We start from the raw sequence: 18,694 nt of genomic DNA, 5'->3' as shown, positions 1-18,694 counted from the left end.
GTCAGATCTTTCGGCGGTACGCGCGCAGTGCCAGCGGCATGAACACCGCCACGAAGCCGGCGCACCAGGCGAGTGTCCACCACACGTGCGAGCCGACCGGTGTGCCGAGGAACAGCCCGCGCATCGCTGCCACCAGGTGGGTCATCGGGTTGACGTTCACGAACGCCTGCATCCAGCCGGGCAGGGTGTCGGCGCTGACGAACACATTGGACGCGAAGCTCAGCGGCATGATCAGCGCGAACATCAGGCCCTGCACGGCACCGGGGGTGCGCACCTTCATCGACACGAAGACCGGCAGCCAGCTCAGGCAGAGCGCGAACAGCACCGCGAGCAGGCAGCCGGCGATCGCCCGCAGCGGATCGGAGTCGATCCGGAAACCGAGCAGGTAGCCGATCGCGAGGGTCGAGACGGTGACGATCACGTACCGGACGACGTCGCCCAGGACCGCGCCGACCAGCGGCGCGGATCGGGGGATCGGCAGCGATCGGAACCGGTCGAAGATGCCCTTGGCGATGTCGGTGTTGAGGTTGACACCGATCGCGATGGCGCCGGTGGCGATGGTCTGCCCCAGGATTCCGGGGAGCAGGAACTGCAGGTAGTCGTGGGTGGATCCGGCGACCGCACCGCCGAAGATGTAGACGAAGATGATGAGGAACAGCACCGGCTGCAGCGTGACGTCGATGAGTGCCTCAGGCGTACGCGAGGTCTTGATGAGGCTGCGCTTGGCGAGCGCCAGCGAGTGCCGGATCAGCCTGAACGGTCGTGGGTTCGGGGTGGCTGTCGAGAGCACGGGGCTCTTGGTGGGTGGTGCGACCAGGGTGCTCATGCGGCGACCTCCGTGCGGCTGGTGGTGTCGTCGTCGGACGCGGTGCGCCCGGTGAGGGTGAAGAAGACCTCGTCGAGGCTCGGCAGGTGCAGGGAGAGTTCGGTGACCGCGATGCCCGCCGCGGCGAACCGCGCGACGCTCTCGGTCAGTGCGGCGTCGTCGCCGACCGGCACCGCGAGCACGCCCTTGCGGATCTCGTCGGCCTGCGCACCGGATCCCACCTCGGACAGGATCGCCGCGATCCGCGGCAGGTGCGCGGGGTCGCTCGGCCGGACCTCGAGGGTCTGACCCCCGACCACCCGCTTGAGCCCTTCGGGCGTGTCGTACGCGATGACCCGACCGTGGTCGATCACCGTGATCGCGTCCGCGAGGGCGTCGGCCTCCTCCAGGTACTGCGTGGTCAGCAGGACGGTCGACCCGTTCGTGGCCAGCGACCGGACCACGTCCCACATGTCCTCGCGCTTGGCCGGGTCGAGCCCGGTCGTCGGCTCGTCCAGGAAGATCACGTCCGGCGAGCCGACGAGGCTGGCGGCCAGGTCGAGGCGCCGCCGCATACCGCCGGAGTAGGTCTTGGCCTGCCGGTCGGCGGCGGCGCTCAGGTCGAACCAGCCGAGCAGTTCGGCGGCCCGCTGGCGGGCGCCGGTGCGACCCAGCTCCAGCAGGGTGCCGAACAGCTCCAGGTTCTGCCGCCCGGTGAGGTCCTCGTCGACCGAGGCGTACTGGCCGGTGAGGCCGATGCTCTGCCGGACCCGCTCGGCGTCGCGGACGACGTCGAAGCCGCTGATCCGGGCGGTGCCGGCGTCCGGCGTCAGGAGCGTGGAGAGGATGCGTACGGCGGTGGTCTTGCCGGCGCCGTTGGGGCCGAGCACCCCGAGCACCGTCCCGCGGGGAACGGCGAGGTCGACGCCTCGCAGCGCCCTCGTCTTCCCGAAGTTCTTCACGAGGCCCTCGGCCTCGATCACCAGGTCACTTGTCATGTCGTACAGCCTGCGCGGGCCGCCTGACACCGCCCTGACACGCCACCGACACCGGCACCGACACGCGTCCGGTGGGCCTGTGGCACGCTGGCGACGAGGTCAGCGTGGGAGGTGCGTGCCGATGATCGAGATCACCGTGCGTCCCATGGCTGTCGCCGACGCCGACCGGGTGCTGGCGATCTACCAGACCGGGCTGGACGCCGGCGACGCCAGTTTCGAGATCACCGTGCCGACCTGGGCGGCCTTCGACGCCGCGAGGCTGATCCCGCACCGCTTCGTGGCCGTCGACGGCGACGGCGCCGTCCTCGGATGGATCGCCGTCGCACCGACATCGAGCCGCCCGGTCTACGCCGGGGTGGTGGAACACTCCGTCTACGTCGATCCGGCCGCTCGGGGGCGGGGGATCGCCCGGCTGCTGCTGGGCAGGCTGATCGCCTCGACCGAAGCCGCCGGCATCTGGACCATCCAGTCCGGGGTCTTTCCGGAGAACACCGCCAGCCTCGCCCTGCACGAGCGGGCCGGGTTCCGTGTGGTCGGCGTACGTGAGCGGGTCGGCCGCCATCACGACCGCTGGCGGGACGTCGTCCTGCTGGAGCGTCGTAGCCCCACCATCACGTGACGAGTCGACGTCGGGACGCGCGTCGCCCGGTCCGACAGCTCGGCCGGACGGTCAGGCCGGTGGCCGCCTCGGCGTCAGTGTCGGCTGGCGCAGGCCACGCACGTACCCGCCGAGGGGCGGGCGACCAGCCGTTCGACAGGAATCGGACGGGCGCACCGTTCGCAGACGCCGTACGTGCCGGCGTCGACCCGTTGCACCGCGACGTCCAACTCGGCGAGGCGCCGCCGTGTCGCGTCCAGAACCGCGCTGAGCTGTGCCCGCTCGAACGCGATCGTGCTGCCCTCGGGGTCGTGCTCGTCATCGGCGTTGGACGACCGGGACGCCTCGAACAGGCTCCGCAGATCGCCGTCCAGAGCTGTCGCCTGGGTCTCGGTGTCGTCGCGCAACCGCAGCAGTGCCGCCCGGATCGAGCTGTTGTCCCTGTCCATGACCGTTCAACGGTACTGCGGACATCCCGCCGACCGAGGTGCCGCGACATCGATCACCGTGCGGCGCGGGCATCCCCGCGGTGCGGGCGACCATGCCCGTCGTCACGGTCGATCCGCAACTCCCGCTCCAACTCGGTGATCACCGCCCGGAGGTCGTCGAGCCGTTGGGTCAGTGCGATCCGGTCCACCTCGTCCGGTACGCCGTCACCGTCCCCGTCGTACCCGGAGGCCAACCGCTCGGTCATCTCCAACCGGCGCGCTTCCTCCATCGAGTTGACGATGACGGCGATGAGGATGTTGAGCAGCAGGTTGACGGTGATGATCACGTAACTGACGTAGTAGAGCAGCGTCCACGGCGAGATGGCCATCCCCTGCTCGATGAGGTCCGGCAGCGTCTCCAGTGACAGCAGCACGAACAACGTCAGCAGGGACCGACCGATGTCGCCGTACTGTTCCGGGTATCTGCTGCCGAAGATCAGCCAGCCGGCCATGCCGTACACGTAGAGCGTCACCACGGCCAGGGCGAGGAAACCGCCGACGCCCGGAAGGCTGCGCCACAGGGCGGTGACGATGGTGCGCAGTCCCGGCGAGAACCGCACCAGCCGCACCATCCGGGCGACCCGCACCACTCGCAGCAGTGCCGAGTCGCCGTGCAGGCCCGGTATGAAGATCGCCGCGATCACCGCGAAGTCGAAGACGTTCCACCCGCGCCGGAAGAAGTCCTGCGGGCGGCGGCCGTACGCGGTCAGCCGGATGCCGATCTCGACGACGAAGACGGCGCGGAAGAACAGCTCGAGCCAGTGCAGCGCCGGGCCCGCCACGTTCAGGTCGTCGTACGTCTCCAGGCCCAGGACGATCCCGTTGGCGAGGATCACGACGACGATGCCGATCTCGAAGGACCGCGACCGGGCGAGCCGGTGACAGCTGTCGACCAGCCCGGGCCGATGGCGTGCCGGGGTGGTCGGCGCGCCGCGCTGGGCGGGCGCGGGTGCTCCACTCACCAGCTGGCCGACCCGAGGATGTGTGTCGAGGCCGCCGGGTGGGCCCGTCGGTGGCCGTCAGGGTGGCGGTGCGAGAGGCACTGGGGCATGTCCGTCAGCCTATCCAAGATCAATAGCCGCGGCCGGCCCTGCTCTCCGTGGCACGGCCACCCGTCCGTCGGGGACGACGACGGCCGGGGTGTGTCGTTGGTGTTGAGGCGTTCGCCCGCCCCAGGCGACGCCGGTTGTCTAGGTTTCGGTGGTGAGCCTGAGGAGGAGGTGTCGTGACCGTGTCAGATTCTGATCTTTCGAACCTGCGGGAGCGTGCCGCGAACGGTGACCGGGACGCCGTCGACCAGCTCGTCGAGCTCGCCGGTGAGCGGGGTGACCTTGCGGAGCTGCGCCAACTGGCCGAGGGCGGCAACGCCGACGCTGCGGCTCAGCTCGTCGAGCTTGCCAGCGAGCGTGGCGACATGGGTGAGCTGCGGCGCCTTGCTGATCGGGGCGACGGCGACGCGACCGACCAGCTCGTGGAGTTGGCGGCCGAGCGGGTCGACGTGGCCGAGCTTCGTCGGCTCGCCGACGGCGGCAACCGTGACGCGGCCGACATGCTGGCCGAGCTGACCGAGCAGGACGACGAGACGGAGGAACCGACCGACTGACCGATGCGCGGGGCGGGCGACGGGTAAGCCCCGCCGCCCGCCCCTGATGCTGGCCCAGGTGGCTCGTGATCGAGGCCCGGTCAGGCGAGCGCGGCCCGGACGGCGTCGCGCAACGGCGTGCTCGGGCGACCGATCAGCCGTTCGAGGTCGCCGCTGTCGGTCACCAGCTCACCGATGGCGATCGACGTGTCGAGGGCGGCGACGAACCCGGCGGTGCCGGCGTCGAGCCCCACCTTCTCGAGAGCCGAGGCGAGCTCGGCGGCCGACAGGTCCTGGTGGACGACGGTGGTGCCGGTGACCTCGGTCACGGTGGCGGCCAGCTCGTCGAAGGTGAGGGCGGTCCCGCCCAGCTCGTGGACGGCGTTGCCGTCCTCCTCGCCGGTCAGCGCCGCGACGGCTGCCGCCGCGAAGTCGGCCCGGGTCGCGACCGAGACCCGGGCGCCACCGGTGGCGCCGCGGATCGTGCCGGTCTGCAGGTACTGCGGGAGCTGGTCGGTGTAGTTCTCGGTGTACCAGCCGTTGCGCAGGATCGTGTACGCCAGGCCCGAGGCGGCGATGACCTCCTCGGTGGCCTTGTGCTCCGGCGCCAGCGGGTTCGTGGTGGTGTCGGCGTGCAGGATGCTGGTGTAGGCCAGGCGCTCGACGCCGGCGAGCTTGGCGGCGTCGACGACCGCGGTGTGCTGTGCCACGCGCTGACCGGGCGTGTCGCCGGAGATGAGCAGCAGGCGGCGTGTGCCGGCCAGGGCGCCGGGCAGGGTCGACGGGTCGTCGTAGTTGGCCTGGCGGATCTCCACGCCCCGGGCGGCGAGGTCGGCCGCCTTTTCGGGGGTGCGAACGATGGCGGCGATCTCGGCGGCGGGTACGCCGGTGTCGAGCAGTTGCTCGATCACCAGTCGACCCAGCCGGCCGGTGGCGCCGGTGACGGCATAGGTGGGCATGAGAACCTCCGCAGAAGCAGGAACAAATCCGTAAGCACTTACTAATCTACAGCGCATGCTATCGCGTAACCATCGGGTAGGCTGGTGAGGTGAACGACATGCCGACCCGGGACTCGGCGGGGCCTACCCAGGAACTCGTCAGCGATGTCTTCGCGCGAGGGTGCACCTCCCGCGCCGCCTTCGAGGACGTCACCTCGAAATGGGCCTCGCTGGCCCTGCTGGCGTTGGGCGAGGGTCGGTACCGGTTCAACGCGCTGCGGCGGCGCATCGACGGGGTCAGCGAGCGGATGCTGTCCCAGACCCTGCAGACCCTCGAGCGCGACGGCATGCTGACCCGCGAGGTCCTCACGGCGATCCCGCCGCGGGTCGAATACACGCTGACCCCCCTCGGCGCCCGCGTCGCCGAGCAGCTGCGCGGCCTCGCCGACCTGTTGGAGAGCGCGGTGCCCGAGGTGCAGATCGCCCGCGACACCCACGAACGCGACCGCGCCTAGCCCACCGCCGGGCGCGTCAGTCGACGTCCTGCGCGCAGATCGTGGTCATCTCGGCCAGATAGCTGGCCAGCGTGGGCAGACCCGCCTGCGCCCTGCGCTGCTCGACACCCGGCTCGTCCCTGATCGGAGTCGCCGGAACGGGGCCGTCCGGTCCGCAGCGGACCTGCGTCCCGTACAGCTGGGGCTCGCCCTTGGCGACCGTGACCCGGTCCTGCAGGTAGGCGAGGTTGCCGGGCGACGCCTGACCGATCGCGACGGCCTCGCGCAGCAGGTCGATCGCCTGCTGCTGGAAGGCGGGGTCGAGGTCCGAGTGCTGGGCGATCGCCCAGGCGGCGTTCTCGCCGTCCCGGCCGACGAGGCCGAAGGTCGGCCAGCCATGGGTATGGATGATGTCCTTCAGCCGAGCCGTGCGAGCCTGGTCGGTCTCGGTCTGCGGCGTGCCGCCGCGGTCGGCCTGATCGCGCGCCAGCATCGCGACAAGTTCGTCGTGCAGTGCCTTGTTGAAGACGGCGGGGGAACGGGTCACGGAGGGCGGCGGTGTGACGACGGGCGGTGCGGTGAGCGACGGCGCGGTGCCGGCCGGCTCGGCCGGGTCGGTGCAGGCGGACAGGGCCAGCATGGCGGCCAGCGGTGGCAGGACCCGGAGCAGCGTTCTCATGATGCCTCCTTCCGCCGATTGTCGCCGGGCCGGCGTTCTCGTCAAGAGGACGAGCGCGCCCACGGCTGGTGACCGGTCACGCGTTGAGCGTCTCGCGGGGCGGCACGCCATAGCTGGCGTGGTAGCGGGCGGTGAACCTGCTGTGGCTGGCGAATCCCCACCGACTGGCGATGGCGGACACGGTGTCCTGGTGGGGGTTGGCCCGCACGAGATCGTGATGGGCGCGATCAAGCCGGATTTGACGCAGGTACGCCATCGGGGTCGTGTCGAGGTGACGGCGGAAGGCGAGTTGCACCGCCCGCAGCGAGACGGCGGCGGCGTTGGCGATGTCGGCTGCGGTGATGTCCCGGTCGGCGTGCTCGTCCATGAAGCTGATCGCCCGACGCAGGGTGGCGGTGCCGGCGTTGCGCCGGTCCTCGATCGTCGGATCGGTGACTGCGGTGTTGGGGAAGATCGTGAGCGCGGCCGCGGCGAGCATCCGCGCGGCGTTGCCGATCACCAGCGGCTGCGCACTGGCAATCGGGTTGGTCAGCACGACGTCGCTGATGTAGCGGGTGGTGGTGAACCACTGCCGGGCGAGAGCGGCAGTGGCAGGAGCGAGGTCGGTGAACCGGATCTGACCGGGTCGCCGGTCCGGTGCGGCGGTGGCGACCTGCGCCAGCACCGCGAGGTCCAGCACGCAGAGTTCCACCTCGCCCGGTTGCCAGTGCACGTCGAACGGCAGCCCGGGTCTGCTGGTGAGGAACACGTCGCCCGGGCCACACCGGTGGACCGACGCATCGGTGGCCCGCTCCAGCCGGGCGGTGTGGGAGCGGCAGACGACCAGGGCGTCGATGCCGTTCACGCCGATGTCGAGGTGCGCTGTCTGACCGGCCGCCGCGAGGGCGAACGGTCCGGCGTCGACGCGCCGATGAACGAGTCGGTAGCTCTCGTCCCCACCGTGGATGCGCAGGTCCGTGTCGTAGGTGCTGGCCAGGAAGTCGTGGATGACCGCCGGATCTCGACTCTCGAAGCCTCGGGTCTGCACTGGTGAGGTCATCCGCTGTCTCCGTCTACGGAGGTGCCGCCGGCTGCCGGGCCGAACCGGTGGCGCTGTCGGGTCGGAACTGACTGTCGACAATTCCCACCAGCACACAAGAGATTCATGGGAATTGCACCACACGACAGCGCCGGTGGGTAGCCCCACGCCTCCACATCGGTATGTCGGCTGGTCGACTTCGTTTTTCGACTACCGCGGCCGGTGATGTTGCGCATGCTGTCCTAGCCATGCAGGTTGCACCGACGGACTGTTGTTCCTGATTCCCGGTACAGGGGGCCGGGTCGACGCCGGGAGACCGGCCATCGAGTGGGGTGACCATTGGACGGTACCGACCCTGACCGCATCATACGGCTGGCCACGGCGGAGGCGCTGGCGCGACTGGCGGACCTGGACGGCACGAAGCTGGGCGGCGGCGACGCGCTGGAGAACCTCGGCAGCGCCCTACGTGAGGTGCTGGGTCGAGCCCTGGCCGACCGGGTGCCACTGACCACACCCGCCTTCGTGGACGCCTGCCGTGGCCTGCGCCTCAACCGAGACTCCTTCGACGCGCTGGGGCACTACCTGATGACGGCGTTGCTGGCCCACCACGTTGGGCCGGACGCACTGATCCGGGTCGGCGTGCTGCTCGGCACCGTCCGGCGGTACCTCCCCACCGACCTGCCTCCGGCGCCGCGCAACAGACGCCCGACGCCCCGCCGCCACGACGGGCGCTCGGAGAACGACGTTCTGGGCCGCTACCACCGGACGAGGGTGCCCGAGCACCTACCCAGCCCACCAGACTGGACCTGCACCGGCTGCGGCCGCGACTGGCCCTGCGCCACCAAACAGAGCCAGCTCCTCGCCGAGTTCGGCGGTGCGCGCGCCGCCCTCGCCGTCTACCTCGGTTCCTGCCTGATCGCCGCCGCTCAGGACCTGCCGACGCTGTCGTTGCACCGGGTCCGGAACCGGTTCCTGGGCTGGTTGCCCCGCTCCCGGATCTGACGCCGGCCCGGGTTTTCATCGTGCGCCCGTACCCCGTACAGCGGGTGTTCATGATCCTCTTCGAGGCTGCTGGGACGGCAGCACCAGCTCGATCGAGGAGAGGGCTCTCACGTGCGGAACAAGCAACCCGAAGAGACCGAGCGCGGGCAACTGTCCAGGCGCAAGCTGGTCAAGTACGCGGGCGTCGGCGCGACGCTGGCCGCGGCCAGCCCGCTGGTGGGAGGCGGCGCGGCGTGGGCCGACGAGGAGCGCCGGCCCAGCGACGACAGGAGCGACCGGGGTGGCTCCAAGAGTCGGGTGTGGCGTGCGGGCGACCATCACATCCACTCGGAGTACAGCGGCGATTTCGACACCACGAAGTCACCGGTGGTCTTCCACAAGGGCGCCGACGCGGTCTACCCGATCGTCACCAACGCCATCATGGCGAAGAACTTCGGCCTGACCTGGGCGATGTGTACCGACCATGGTGGACCGACCCACTCGAAGGTGAACATCGAGCAGGCGTACCCCGACCTGCTGCGCTCGCGCAAGCTCGTCCCCGAGGTGCTGCAGTTCTGGGGTATGGAGTTCGACACGCCTGCGCTCGACCACCACACGCTGATGATCCCCCGTCACGACGACGAGGCGAAGCAGCTGTTCGAGCTGGAGAGCCGGTTCGCCAAGTACGACGCGTTCCCCACCGATCCGGCCCGGGACACCGAGGCGAAGATGGTGGAGTTCCTCAAGGTGGCACGGGGGATGCCGCACAAGCCGCTGGTGATCGCCCACCACGCGTCCCGTTCGGCGACCGGGCTGGGGGTGTACGGCCAGGACACCCCGCGGGAGTTCCGCAACGGCAACGACGCCGCGCCCGACATCTATGTCGGCTTCGAGGGCGCGCCCGGCCACCAGGCGGGTCCGCTCAACGGTGGCAAGCGCGGTGGATACGGCAACCACCCCACCTACGGTGGCTTCGACCAGATGACCGCGCGGGTCGGTGGGCTCTGGGACTCGCTGCTCGGCGAGGGCCGCCGCTGGTGGATCACGGCGACCTCCGACTCGCACGTGCACTGGACGCGTGGCGGCGCGGACTTCTGGCCGGGCGAGTACAGCAAGACCTATGTGCACGCCCGCCAGGACTACGGCGACATCATGGACGGCCTGCGCAACGGCCGGATCTGGGTCACCACCGGAGACCTGATCCGCAGCCTCGACGTCACCGCCAGCTCCCAGGGCCGGACCGCCGAGGTGGGTGAGAGCATCACGGTCAGCCGACGCAGCCGCACCGATGTCGAGATCGAGATCAGGTTCCGTCCGTTGGACGGCGTGAACGGCAACGGTGACCGCCCCGAGGTCCGGCGCGTCGACCTGATCGTCGGTCAGATCACCGGCCCGAGCACCAACCCGGACGCCGACACCAACCCCTCCACGACGGTGGTGGCCCGGTTCGGTCCACGGGACTGGCGCCGACAGGGTGCGGACCATGTCATCCGGCACACGCTGCGCAACGTCGAGACCGACACGTACGCGCGGGTCCGTGGCACCAGCACCGACGAGGCCGAGCCGCTCGCCGACGGGCCGGAGAGCCCGTGGGACGACCTGTGGTTCTACTCGAACCCGGTGTTCGTGCACGTGCGCTGACCCGGCGCCGTAGCGGCACAGCGGGTTCCGCCGGCGCCGCTCGACCCACGACCGGTCGGGCGTCGGCGGGACCCGTGCGCACCGGACGGTGCCCTGCTCAGTCGCGACGGCGGGTGCGGGTGGCCGGCGTCCGCCGCGCCGGTGCGGGCGACGCCGACGCGCCCGGCGGACGGGGCGTCGAATCCAGGTCGGGCTGCGCCTGCGCGACCACCTCGCAGAGATCCCGCAGTGGGTCGGCGGCCTGCGCGGAGCAGGCGACCCGCTGAAGCAGGGCCCGCACCGTCGCCGACTCGGCCGGTGAGAGGGTCCCCAGGAGATGTGACTCGACCTGCCGCAGCGACCGCCGTTGCTGCTCCCACGCCGTACGGCCGACGTCGGTGACGTCGACCAGCCGGCTGCGCCGGTCGGCCGGGTCCGCCCGGCGGGCGACGAGGCCGGGTCGTTCCAGGTCGTCGATGACGTACGTGAGCACCGTCCGGTCCATACCGAGCTCCTCGGCGATGGCCCCCTGGTTCCGGGCCGGCCCGTTGATCGCGGCGGTGAGCACCTGGTAGCCGCGCGGGCCACCGGGAAAGTCGGTGAGCGTGTGCTCAGCCGCCCGGACGTAGCCGCGGAAGACGATCCCGAGCATCCAGCCCAGGTCCTCGTCGAGGGGATCGGGTCGATCCCGAGCGTCGGTGGCAGCCGTCATGGCACGACAATAGCGCAGTCGCATAGACCTTGTTGGCAGAAGATGTTCTGTGTGGCATAAGGTTGAGGCCATGACCCAACGCGCCACACGGAAGGCCCGCAGATGAGCGACTACGGCCACGACCTGGTCTTCGGATCGTTCACCACGCCCGGCGCCGACGACCCGGAACGCACCGTCGGCCTCGCCGTGCTGGCGGAGCAGGTCGGTCTGGACCTGGTCACGTTCCAGGACCACCCGTACCAGCCGAAGTTCCTCGACACCTGGACGCTGCTGAGCTACGTCGCGGCGCGGACAACGCGGGTGCACCTGTCGGCGAACGTCACGAACCTGCCGCTGCGCCCGCCAGCGGTGCTCGCCCGCAGCGTGGCCAGCCTGGACCTGCTCAGCGGTGGCCGGGTCGCGCTCGGCCTCGGCGCGGGGGCGTTCTGGGAGGCCATCGAGGCGATGGGTGGCCGGCAGCTGACCCCCGGTCAGGGCGTACGGGCGCTGGAGGAGGCCGTCGAGGTCATCCGCCAGGTCTGGGACACGGCGGCACGCGGCGGCGTACGCGTCGATGGCGAGTTCCACCGGGTGGTCGGCGCCAAGCGTGGCCCGGCGCCCGCACACGCGGTGCCGATCTGGCTGGGCGCGTACAAGCCGCGGATGCTCGCGCTCACCGGTCGTCGGGCCGACGGCTGGTTGCCCTCCCTGGGCTACCTCCAGCCCGGCGACCTGGGAAAGGGCAACGCGATCATCGACGACGCCGCGCGGCAGGCCGATCGCTCGCCGGCGGACATCCGTCGGCTGCTGAACATCTCCGGCCAGTTCGCCCCGGTCGGACGTGGCCCGCTGGACGGGCCTCCGCAGCAGTGGGTTCGCGAGCTGGCCGAGCTCGCGTTGGGCGAGGGCGTCAGCACCTTCATCCTCGGCAGCGACGACCCGGACGACCTGCGTCGGTTCGCCGGTGAGGTGGCTCCCGCCGTCCGCGAGCTGGTCGCCGCCGAGCGCGACCGCGGCACGGCGCCGACGCGTACGCCGGTCTCGGAGTCGGCGCCGGTCGTGGCCGAGCCGGCGCGGGTGACCCGCCCGAGCGTGACCGGTGGCGCGTTCGCCGTGGTGCCGACCCCCGACGACGGCCGGCGGCGGAGCGGGCGGCGGGCCTGGGACGAGTCGACCCGGCCCAGCGGCCCCGCGCCCGACCCGAGGCGCACCTACACCCCGCACGAGCAGGCCACCGGCCAGCACCTGGTGCAGGTGCACGACGCCCTGCGCGCCGAGCTGACCCAGATCCACGACCTGATCGAGCAGGTGGCGGCCGGGGAGATCGATGCCGGCACGGCGCGGTCGCACATCAACACGATGACCATGCGGCAGAACCGGTGGACGCTCGGCGCGTACTGCGAGTCCTACTGCCGCATCGTCACGACCCACCACACCATCGAGGACCAGTCGCTCTTTCCGCGACTGCGCCAACGCGACCCCCGCCTCAAGCCGGTCGTCGACCGGCTGGAGCAGGAACACCACGTCATCCACGATTTGCTGGAGGGCGTCGACCGAGCCCTGGTCACGTACGTCGGAGCACCGGACGGGTTGGCCGAGCTGCGCGCCGCGGTGGACCTGCTGAGCGACGCGCTGCTGTCCCACCTCAGCTACGAGGAGCGCGAACTGGTCGAGCCGCTGGCCCGGTTGGGGATCAACTGATCGACGGATCCGGGATTGCGCCGCCGTGATGTGAGAGCCTACTCTCGAAACATGTCTCTCAATAATCCGTACGGGGATTTCGAGATCACCGAGCCGCAGACCCTGCGGGCGCTGGCGCACCCGGTCCGGCTGGCCATCCTCGACCACCTCCAACGGCACGGCCCGGCCACCGCCACCGGGCTGTCGCCGCACGTCGGCGCCACACCGTCGGTGGTCAGCTGGCACCTGCGACACCTCGCGACGTTCGGCCTGGTCACCGACGCGGAGGGCGCAACCAGCAGGCGCGAACGCTGGTGGCAGGCCGTCGCGCGGGGCTTCCGCTTCACGCTCCCGGACGACGCCGAGGGGCAGGTCGCCGCACGGCAGCTGCGCGGCGAGATGTTCGCCCGAACGGCCGAGGCGCCGCAGCAGTGGCTGCTGAACGACGAGCCCCGGCTGGACGCCGAGTGGCGCGGGCTGGCCGGGTTGGCCGACACCCGGTTCGTGGCCACCGCCGACGAGCTGCGGCAGCTGGAGCGGGCGGTCGAGGAGCTGCTGGCCCCGTACGTCCGGCGCAAGGACGAAAAAACGCCGCCGGACGGTGCGCGACTCGTCCGGATGCTGCGCTACCTGCTGCCCGAGCCCGGCGACGATTCGGCCGCGTCGTGACCGCGGTCGACGCGGCGCCCCCGCTGGCCCTGCACCGCGACCGGCGGTTCCGCACCTTCTGGATCGGCGAGACGATCTCCCAGTTCGGTGACCGGATCAGCGAACTGGCCCTGCCGCTGATCGCCGTCTCCCTGCTCGCCGCGACGCCCGTACAGGTCAGCGTCCTCACCGCCCTGGTCTGGTTGCCCAACCTGCTGGGCCTGTTCCTCGGCGCGTGGGTCGACCAGCGCACCCGCAAGCGTCGACTCCTGGTCATCGCCGACCTGGTCCGGGCGGCGGTGCTGCTCAGCCTGCCGGTGGCCTACCTGTTCGACGCGGTCACCCTCACCCAGCTCTACCTGGTGGCCCTGCTCACCGGTGCCGGGGCGGTGTTGTTCGCCATGGCGCACCAGACGTTCTTCGTCGCGCTGGTGCCACCGTCGGCCTACGTCGACGCGACCAGCAAACTGAGCATGAGCCGTGCTGTCTCGTTCGTGGCCGGCCCGGCCGTCGGCGGCGGGCTGGTCCAGGCGTTGACCGCGCCGGTCGCCGTCATCGTCGACGCGGTGTCCTTCCTCGGCTCGGCGCTGCTGATCGGCCGTATCCCGGTGACCGAGGCGCCCCCGCCGCCGCGCCGGGCCTCCACTCTCGCCCTCGTCCGCGAGGGTCTCGTGCTGGTGCTGCGCCACCCGGTGCTCCGCGCCGCGCTCGGCTGCACCAGCACCGTCAACTTCTTCACCTTCATCGCCAGCGCCCTGCTGGTCTACTACGCGAGCCGCGGGCTCGAACTCTCGGCCGGCGCCATCGGCATCGCCTTCGGCGCCGGCGCGATCGGCGGGCTGGCGGGTGCGGCGCTGGCACCCCGGGTCTCCCGCGCGATCGGGCTGGGCCGGACCGCGATGATCGGGGCCGTTCTCTTTCCCGCGCCGCTGGCGCTGGCCGCCCTCGTGACCGGTCCGACCTGGACGAAGGTCGCCATGCTGGCCGCCATCGAGCTGGTCTCCAGCGTCGGGGTGATGCTGATGGACGTCAACCTGAACGCCCTCATCACCGCGGTCACGCCCGACGACGCGCGAGGCCGCCGGGCTGGCGCGTACAGCGCCGTCAACTACGGCATCCGGCCGTTGGGCGCGCTGGTCGGCGGCCTGTTGGGCACCACCATCGGTGTCCGACCGGCACTGGTCGTCGCCGGCCTCGGCGGCACGCTCGCCGTGCTGTGGCTGCTCGCCTCGCCGGTACGCCACATCAGGACCCTCGACGACCCGGTGGCCTGAGTAACCAATTACCAGGACCTGTCCCAAAGCCGGGTCTATCGATCCTGTGGCAAGATCGCCGAATGCTGCGACTCACCGATTTCATCATCGACTGCCCGGACACGATGAAGCTGGCTGCCTTCTACTCCGAGGTGACGGGTCGCCCGGTCAAGGGGGGCAGCCACGAGAACTGGGCCGGTATCCAGTTTGGCGAGATCGAGCTGGCTTTCATCCGGGTGGAGGACTACCGCGCCCCGCAGTGGCCCGACACCGAGCACCCGAAGCAGTTCCACCTCGACTTCGAAGTCGACGACATCGCGGTCGAACAGACCCGCGTCCTGGCGCTCGGCGCGACCCTGAGGCAGAGCTCCATCGGCCCCAACGGCTACGGCTGGCGCGTGTATACCGACCCCATCGGCCACCCCTTCTGCCTCTGTCGCAACAAGGGTGTCACCTGGACCGACCAGGGCCCCACCTGGTCCACGGGCGACGAGTAGGTGTATCGAAGCGGTGGCTCCCATCGTCCGCGACGGCGCGTCTCGATCGATAGATGTCGAGGTATCGCGCATTGTGCCGCCGGCTCGACGGCCGCCTGCGGCGCAGGTCAGGCGGTTTCCGCCAGTAGCAGGCCGGCCAGCTCGGCGGGCTGGGAGATCATCGGCCAGTGGCCGGTGTCCATCGTGACGAGCCGCCAGTGCTCGCTGGTCAGCAGCTTGGCCACGGTGTCGTTGGGCTCGGGCCCGTCGAGCAGGCACTTGACGTACGTGGCCGGCAGGTCGCCGAGCGGACGGGTCAGCACGGCCGGCTCCGTCAGCGTGGCGCCGGGGTGCGGGGTGGAGCCCGCGACCAGCCGGGCGACCTGCTCGTCGGTGAGCCCCTGGCCGTCGAGGTCTTCCGTGCTCAGCGGCGGCCAGTAGCCGCCACTGTCGGCGATGGTCGACTCCAGTGCCGCCGGGCCCTGCCACCAACCGGACGCGAACGAGGCGCCGTCGACCGGCACCTCCGAGTCGACGAAGACGACCCGGGTCAGCCGGTCGCCGATGCGGTCGGCGGCCTGACCCACCGGGATGCCCGAGTAGCTGTGCCCGACCAGCACCACGTCGCGCAGGTCGTGCCGCTCGATCTCACCGACGACGTCCTGCACGTGGGTCTGCTGCCCGGCGGGAACGCCCTGCTTCTCGGCGAGGCCGGACAGGGTCAGCGGACGAGTGCCGTGACCGGCCGCGCGCAGTGCGGGCAGCACCTCGTCCCATGCCCACGAGCCCAGCCACGCCCCAGCCACCAACACGAAATTTGCCATGGGCCGGACCCTAACGGGCCCCTCCGACACCGACACCGTAGCCGGGCCAGGTCGGAGCGTGGGCGCTGGTCATGGCCAGGCCCGGGCCTGGGCCGCGAACACCTCCGGTGGGCTGGCCACCGGTAGGACGCAGACCAGATGCCCGCCCGGCACCCGCAGGATCCGGCACTCCAACCAGCGCGACACCTCGACAGCGCCGAGAGCGATCAGTCGATCGGTCTCGGCAACCACATCGTCGCTCTCGATGTCCAGGTGGAAGCGAGGCGTGTCGTCGACCGCCTGGACCGCGGTTACCAGGCCGGGCAGGGCGTCGTGCAGGCCGATGAACTGCGGCTCCGAGGGATCCGACCGTGTGCTGACGCCGAGTGCGGCCGACCAGAACGCCGCAGCCCGGGCAGCCTCCTGCTCGGGGGCGTCGATCAGTAGGGCGTAGACGCGACTTCGATGCATGCGACGCAGGATATCGACGGATCGCGTGCCGCAGCGACCGCAGCCCGACCGGTGGCCGTTCAACGGTGGTCAAGCGGTGGCGGGGCGGGTCGGTCGACCAGGGCGGCGAGCCGCCGAGGGGCGAGTAGGCAGTAGCTCTCGGTCAGCAGCTCGCCAACCTCGTCCCAGTCGGTGTCGTCGTCCACGACCATGCCCAGCACGGTCGGGCCCCAATCCGGCTTGTGGAAGGGATGCCCGCCGGCCACCAGAGCGGCGATCTCGTCGGGCGGCGACCGGAAGATCAGCAGGCAGGTCGGCCGGTCCCCCTCGGCGGCACGCGCCTGGGCGACCTGGTGACCGGAGTCGACGGTGTACAGGTGGGCGACGGTCCGCTTGCGGATCCGCCAACGCGTGCCCACCCACGCCGGCTCCTCGTAGGTCTCCGGCAGCCCGAGGCAGATCGGCCGCAGCCGGTCGAGGAACTCGGGAGGAACGTCTCCGGGTTCGGTCACGGTCGGCGACACTAGCCGGCCGGTACGACACCTCCGGCCGTCGCCGACTCTCGGACGGCGCGGCGCCACGGCGGCGGCCGGTGTGGTGCGCGCCCCGCCGATCGGTCAGGATGGGCCGGGGCGACGCCGGGCTGGCGCCTCGGACCGAGCCACCCCGTGCCCGCTGAGGAGTGCCGTGCCGTCCACCCTGCTCTCCCGCCGCGACCTCGACTTCCTGCTGCACGACTGGCTGCGGGTGTCCACGCTCGTCGAGCGGCCCCGCTACGCCGAGCACTCGCGGGAGACCTTCGACGACGCGCTGGACCTCGCCGAGCGGGTGGCCACCGAGCAGTTCGCCCCGCACAACCGGGCCGCCGACCTGGCCGAGCCGACCTTCGACGGGCAGCGGGTACGGCTGATCCCGCAGGTCCGAGCGGCGCTGGAGAGCTTCGCCGAGACCGGCCTGCTGACCGCCGGGCTGGACGCCTCGGTGGGCGGCCTGCAACTGCCGCACGCCGTGGCGGCTGCCTGCTTCACCTGGTTCCAGGCCGCCAACGTGGCCACCTCGGCGTACCCGTTCCTCACCCTGGGCAACGCCAACCTGTTGCTGGCGCACGGCAGCGCGGAGCAGGTCGACACCTACGTGCGGCCCATGCTGGAGGGCCGGTTCTTCGGCACCATGTGTCTGTCCGAGCCGCACGCGGGCAGTTCGCTGGCCGACGTCGCCACCCGCGCCGAAGTCCAGCCGGACGGCACCTACCGGCTCTTCGGCACCAAGATGTGGATCTCCGGCGGCGACCACGAGCTGGCCGAGAACATCGTCCACCTGGTGCTGGCCCGGATCCCCGGCGGCCCGCCCGGCGTCAAGGGGATCTCGCTGTTCGTCGTGCCCAAGGTGCTGGTCGCACCGGACGGGTCGCTCGGTGACCGCAACGACGTGGTGCTGGTCGGGCTGAACCACAAGATGGGCTTCCGGGGCACCACGAACACCCTGCTCAGTTTCGGCGACGGCGGCCACAACCCGGGCGGCCGGCCGGGCGCGGTGGGCCATCTGGTCGGCCCGCCGCACCAGGGGCTGGCGCAGATGTTCCACATGATGAACGAGGCCCGGATCGGCGTGGGAGCCGGTGCCACCGCGCTGGGCTACACCGGATACCTCAAGAGCCTGGCGTACGCCCGGGAGCGGCCGCAGGGCCGGCCGGTCGGCGCCAAGGACCCCGACGCCCCGCAGGTGCCGATCATCGACCACCCCGACGTACGGCGGATGCTGCTCGCGCAGAAGAGCTACGTGGAGGGGTCGCTGGCCCTGGTGCTCTACTGCGCGCGGCTGTTGGACGAGGAGAGGACCGCCCCGGCCGAAGCCGACCGCGAGCGGGCGCACCTGCTGCTGGACGTGCTCACCCCGATCACCAAGAGCTGGCCGTCGCAGTGGTGTCTGGCCGCCAACGACCTGGCGATCCAGGTGCTCGGCGGGGCCGGCTACACCCGCGACCACGACGTGGAGCAGCACTACCGGGACAACCGGCTCAACCCGATCCACGAGGGCACCCACGGCATTCAGGCGCTCGATCTGCTGGGCCGCAAGATGACCATGCAGAAGGGTGCCGGCCTGACCCTGTTGACCGGCACGATCCGGGACACCGCCACCCGGGCGCGAGAGGCCGGAGGCGAGGCCGCCGACCTGGCCGACCGGCTGGCCTCTGCGGTGGACCGGATCGTCGCGGTCACCGGGCGGCTCTGGGCCGACGGTGATCCGGAGGCCGCACTGGCCAACGCCAGCGCCTACCTGGAGGCGGTCGGGCACGTCGTGATCGCGTGGATGTGGTTGGAGCAGGTGCTGGCCCTGCCGCAGGAGGGGTCCGGCGACGCGTTCCATGCCGGCAAGCGGCAGGCCGCGCGCTACTTCTTCACCGTGGAGTTGCCGCGCACCGGCCCGCAGTTCGACCTCTTGGACAGCCGGGACCGGACGAGCCTCGACATGCGCCCGGACTGGTTCTGACC

21 protein-coding genes are annotated in these 18,694 nt (G+C 71.0%); 10 read left to right on the top strand and 11 right to left on the bottom strand.

The annotated features are described in order from the left end of the window. Nucleotide 1: 1 nt before the first annotated feature. Together ACLJN9_RS18570 and ACLJN9_RS18565 are read right to left on the bottom strand one after the other, a co-directional pair. A complete protein-coding gene (locus ACLJN9_RS18570) occupies nucleotides 2-826 on the bottom strand; it encodes an ABC transporter permease (protein WP_410812682.1) in 825 nt (274 codons plus the stop codon). Then, nucleotides 823-1,803, bottom strand: a complete 981-nt coding sequence (locus ACLJN9_RS18565) for an ATP-binding cassette domain-containing protein (protein ID WP_410812681.1) — start codon at nucleotides 1,801-1,803, stop codon at nucleotides 823-825. The genes ACLJN9_RS18570 and ACLJN9_RS18565 overlap by 4 nt, the downstream gene beginning before the upstream one ends. 121 nt (nucleotides 1,804-1,924) lie before the next feature. Between ACLJN9_RS18565 and ACLJN9_RS18560 the strand changes: the two genes are divergently transcribed. Beyond that, a complete protein-coding gene (locus ACLJN9_RS18560; protein ID WP_410812680.1) occupies nucleotides 1,925-2,422 on the top strand; it encodes a GNAT family N-acetyltransferase in 498 nt (165 codons plus the stop codon). 74 nt (nucleotides 2,423-2,496) lie between these two features. On the opposite strand, the gene ACLJN9_RS18555 is transcribed toward ACLJN9_RS18560, so the two are convergent. Both ACLJN9_RS18555 and ACLJN9_RS18550 read right to left on the bottom strand, forming a co-directional pair. Continuing rightward, nucleotides 2,497-2,850, bottom strand: coding sequence for a TraR/DksA family transcriptional regulator (locus tag ACLJN9_RS18555; protein ID WP_410812679.1), 354 nt, complete (start codon nucleotides 2,848-2,850; stop codon nucleotides 2,497-2,499). Between the two features lie 53 nt (nucleotides 2,851-2,903). Next, nucleotides 2,904-3,851 carry an ion transporter gene (locus ACLJN9_RS18550; protein ID WP_410812678.1) on the bottom strand — a complete coding sequence of 316 codons (948 nt, stop codon included), beginning with the start codon at nucleotides 3,849-3,851 and terminating at the stop codon, nucleotides 2,904-2,906. A gap of 263 nt (nucleotides 3,852-4,114) precedes the next feature. On the opposite strand from ACLJN9_RS18550, the gene ACLJN9_RS18545 reads away from it, so the two are divergent. Then, nucleotides 4,115-4,492 (top strand): hypothetical protein, encoded by a 378-nt coding sequence (locus ACLJN9_RS18545; RefSeq protein ID WP_410812677.1) that lies wholly within the window; start codon nucleotides 4,115-4,117, stop codon nucleotides 4,490-4,492. A gap of 80 nt (nucleotides 4,493-4,572) precedes the next feature. On the opposite strand, the gene ACLJN9_RS18540 is transcribed toward ACLJN9_RS18545, so the two are convergent. After that, nucleotides 4,573-5,430, bottom strand: coding sequence for an NAD(P)H-binding protein (locus ACLJN9_RS18540; RefSeq protein WP_410812676.1), 858 nt, complete (start codon nucleotides 5,428-5,430; stop codon nucleotides 4,573-4,575). A gap of 98 nt (nucleotides 5,431-5,528) precedes the next feature. On the opposite strand from ACLJN9_RS18540, the gene ACLJN9_RS18535 reads away from it, so the two are divergent. Then, complete coding sequence (locus ACLJN9_RS18535; protein ID WP_410812901.1) at nucleotides 5,529-5,924, top strand: winged helix-turn-helix transcriptional regulator; 396 nt, start codon at nucleotides 5,529-5,531, stop codon at nucleotides 5,922-5,924. A 16-nt stretch (nucleotides 5,925-5,940) separates the two neighbouring features. On the opposite strand, the gene ACLJN9_RS18530 is transcribed toward ACLJN9_RS18535, so the two are convergent. Together ACLJN9_RS18530 and ACLJN9_RS18525 are read right to left on the bottom strand one after the other, a co-directional pair. Then, nucleotides 5,941-6,582 carry a DUF6624 domain-containing protein gene (locus ACLJN9_RS18530; RefSeq protein ID WP_410812675.1) on the bottom strand — a complete coding sequence of 214 codons (642 nt, stop codon included), beginning with the start codon at nucleotides 6,580-6,582 and terminating at the stop codon, nucleotides 5,941-5,943. A 76-nt stretch (nucleotides 6,583-6,658) separates the two neighbouring features. Beyond that, nucleotides 6,659-7,621, bottom strand: coding sequence for a helix-turn-helix transcriptional regulator (locus tag ACLJN9_RS18525; protein WP_410812674.1), 963 nt, complete (start codon nucleotides 7,619-7,621; stop codon nucleotides 6,659-6,661). Between the two features lie 318 nt (nucleotides 7,622-7,939). On the opposite strand from ACLJN9_RS18525, the gene ACLJN9_RS18520 reads away from it, so the two are divergent. Continuing rightward, nucleotides 7,940-8,602, top strand: coding sequence for a hypothetical protein (locus ACLJN9_RS18520; RefSeq protein WP_410812673.1), 663 nt, complete (start codon nucleotides 7,940-7,942; stop codon nucleotides 8,600-8,602). 111 nt (nucleotides 8,603-8,713) lie between these two features. Beyond that, on the top strand, nucleotides 8,714-10,222 hold the full coding sequence (locus tag ACLJN9_RS18515) for a phosphoesterase (RefSeq protein ID WP_410812672.1): 1,509 nt from the start codon (nucleotides 8,714-8,716) through the stop codon (nucleotides 10,220-10,222). A gap of 97 nt (nucleotides 10,223-10,319) precedes the next feature. Here ACLJN9_RS18515 and ACLJN9_RS18510 read toward each other — a convergent pair whose 3' ends face one another. After that, the gene (locus ACLJN9_RS18510; protein WP_410812671.1) at nucleotides 10,320-10,913 is read right to left on the bottom strand and encodes a MarR family winged helix-turn-helix transcriptional regulator; all 594 of its coding nucleotides are present in this window, start codon (nucleotides 10,911-10,913) and stop codon (nucleotides 10,320-10,322) included. A gap of 102 nt (nucleotides 10,914-11,015) precedes the next feature. On the opposite strand from ACLJN9_RS18510, the gene ACLJN9_RS18505 reads away from it, so the two are divergent. From ACLJN9_RS18505 to ACLJN9_RS18490, 4 genes are all read left to right on the top strand, one after another. Further along, nucleotides 11,016-12,593, top strand: coding sequence for an LLM class flavin-dependent oxidoreductase (locus tag ACLJN9_RS18505; RefSeq protein ID WP_410812670.1), 1,578 nt, complete (start codon nucleotides 11,016-11,018; stop codon nucleotides 12,591-12,593). Nucleotides 12,594-12,644: 51 nt separating this feature from the next. Then, nucleotides 12,645-13,241, top strand: coding sequence for an ArsR/SmtB family transcription factor (locus ACLJN9_RS18500; RefSeq protein WP_410812669.1), 597 nt, complete (start codon nucleotides 12,645-12,647; stop codon nucleotides 13,239-13,241). After that, nucleotides 13,238-14,494, top strand: coding sequence for an MFS transporter (locus ACLJN9_RS18495; RefSeq protein WP_410812668.1), 1,257 nt, complete (start codon nucleotides 13,238-13,240; stop codon nucleotides 14,492-14,494). The genes ACLJN9_RS18500 and ACLJN9_RS18495 overlap by 4 nt, the downstream gene beginning before the upstream one ends. A gap of 62 nt (nucleotides 14,495-14,556) precedes the next feature. After that, the gene (locus ACLJN9_RS18490; protein ID WP_410812667.1) at nucleotides 14,557-14,970 is read left to right on the top strand and encodes a VOC family protein; all 414 of its coding nucleotides are present in this window, start codon (nucleotides 14,557-14,559) and stop codon (nucleotides 14,968-14,970) included. 107 nt (nucleotides 14,971-15,077) lie between these two features. Here the strand turns inward: ACLJN9_RS18490 and ACLJN9_RS18485 are convergent, their stop codons facing one another. The 3 genes from ACLJN9_RS18485 to ACLJN9_RS18475 form a co-directional block, all read right to left on the bottom strand. Further along, nucleotides 15,078-15,773, bottom strand: a complete 696-nt coding sequence (locus tag ACLJN9_RS18485; protein WP_410812666.1) for an alpha/beta fold hydrolase — start codon at nucleotides 15,771-15,773, stop codon at nucleotides 15,078-15,080. Between the two features lie 69 nt (nucleotides 15,774-15,842). Beyond that, nucleotides 15,843-16,223: a VOC family protein gene (locus ACLJN9_RS18480; protein WP_410812665.1), complete on the bottom strand. Its 381-nt coding sequence runs from the start codon at nucleotides 16,221-16,223 to the stop codon at nucleotides 15,843-15,845. Nucleotides 16,224-16,282: 59 nt separating this feature from the next. Continuing rightward, nucleotides 16,283-16,714: an MmcQ/YjbR family DNA-binding protein gene (locus ACLJN9_RS18475; protein WP_410812664.1), complete on the bottom strand. Its 432-nt coding sequence runs from the start codon at nucleotides 16,712-16,714 to the stop codon at nucleotides 16,283-16,285. A gap of 175 nt (nucleotides 16,715-16,889) precedes the next feature. On the opposite strand from ACLJN9_RS18475, the gene ACLJN9_RS18470 reads away from it, so the two are divergent. Further along, nucleotides 16,890-18,692: an acyl-CoA dehydrogenase gene (locus ACLJN9_RS18470; protein WP_410812663.1), complete on the top strand. Its 1,803-nt coding sequence runs from the start codon at nucleotides 16,890-16,892 to the stop codon at nucleotides 18,690-18,692. The last annotated feature ends 2 nt before the right edge of the window (nucleotides 18,693-18,694 follow it).

The sequence above is a fragment of the Micromonospora sp. 067-2 genome, assembly GCF_046549295.1.
Lineage (GTDB): Bacteria > Actinomycetota > Actinomycetes > Mycobacteriales > Micromonosporaceae > Micromonospora.
Note: the sequence above shows the minus strand (reverse complement) of the source record. Positions and strands in the feature narration are given on the sequence as shown.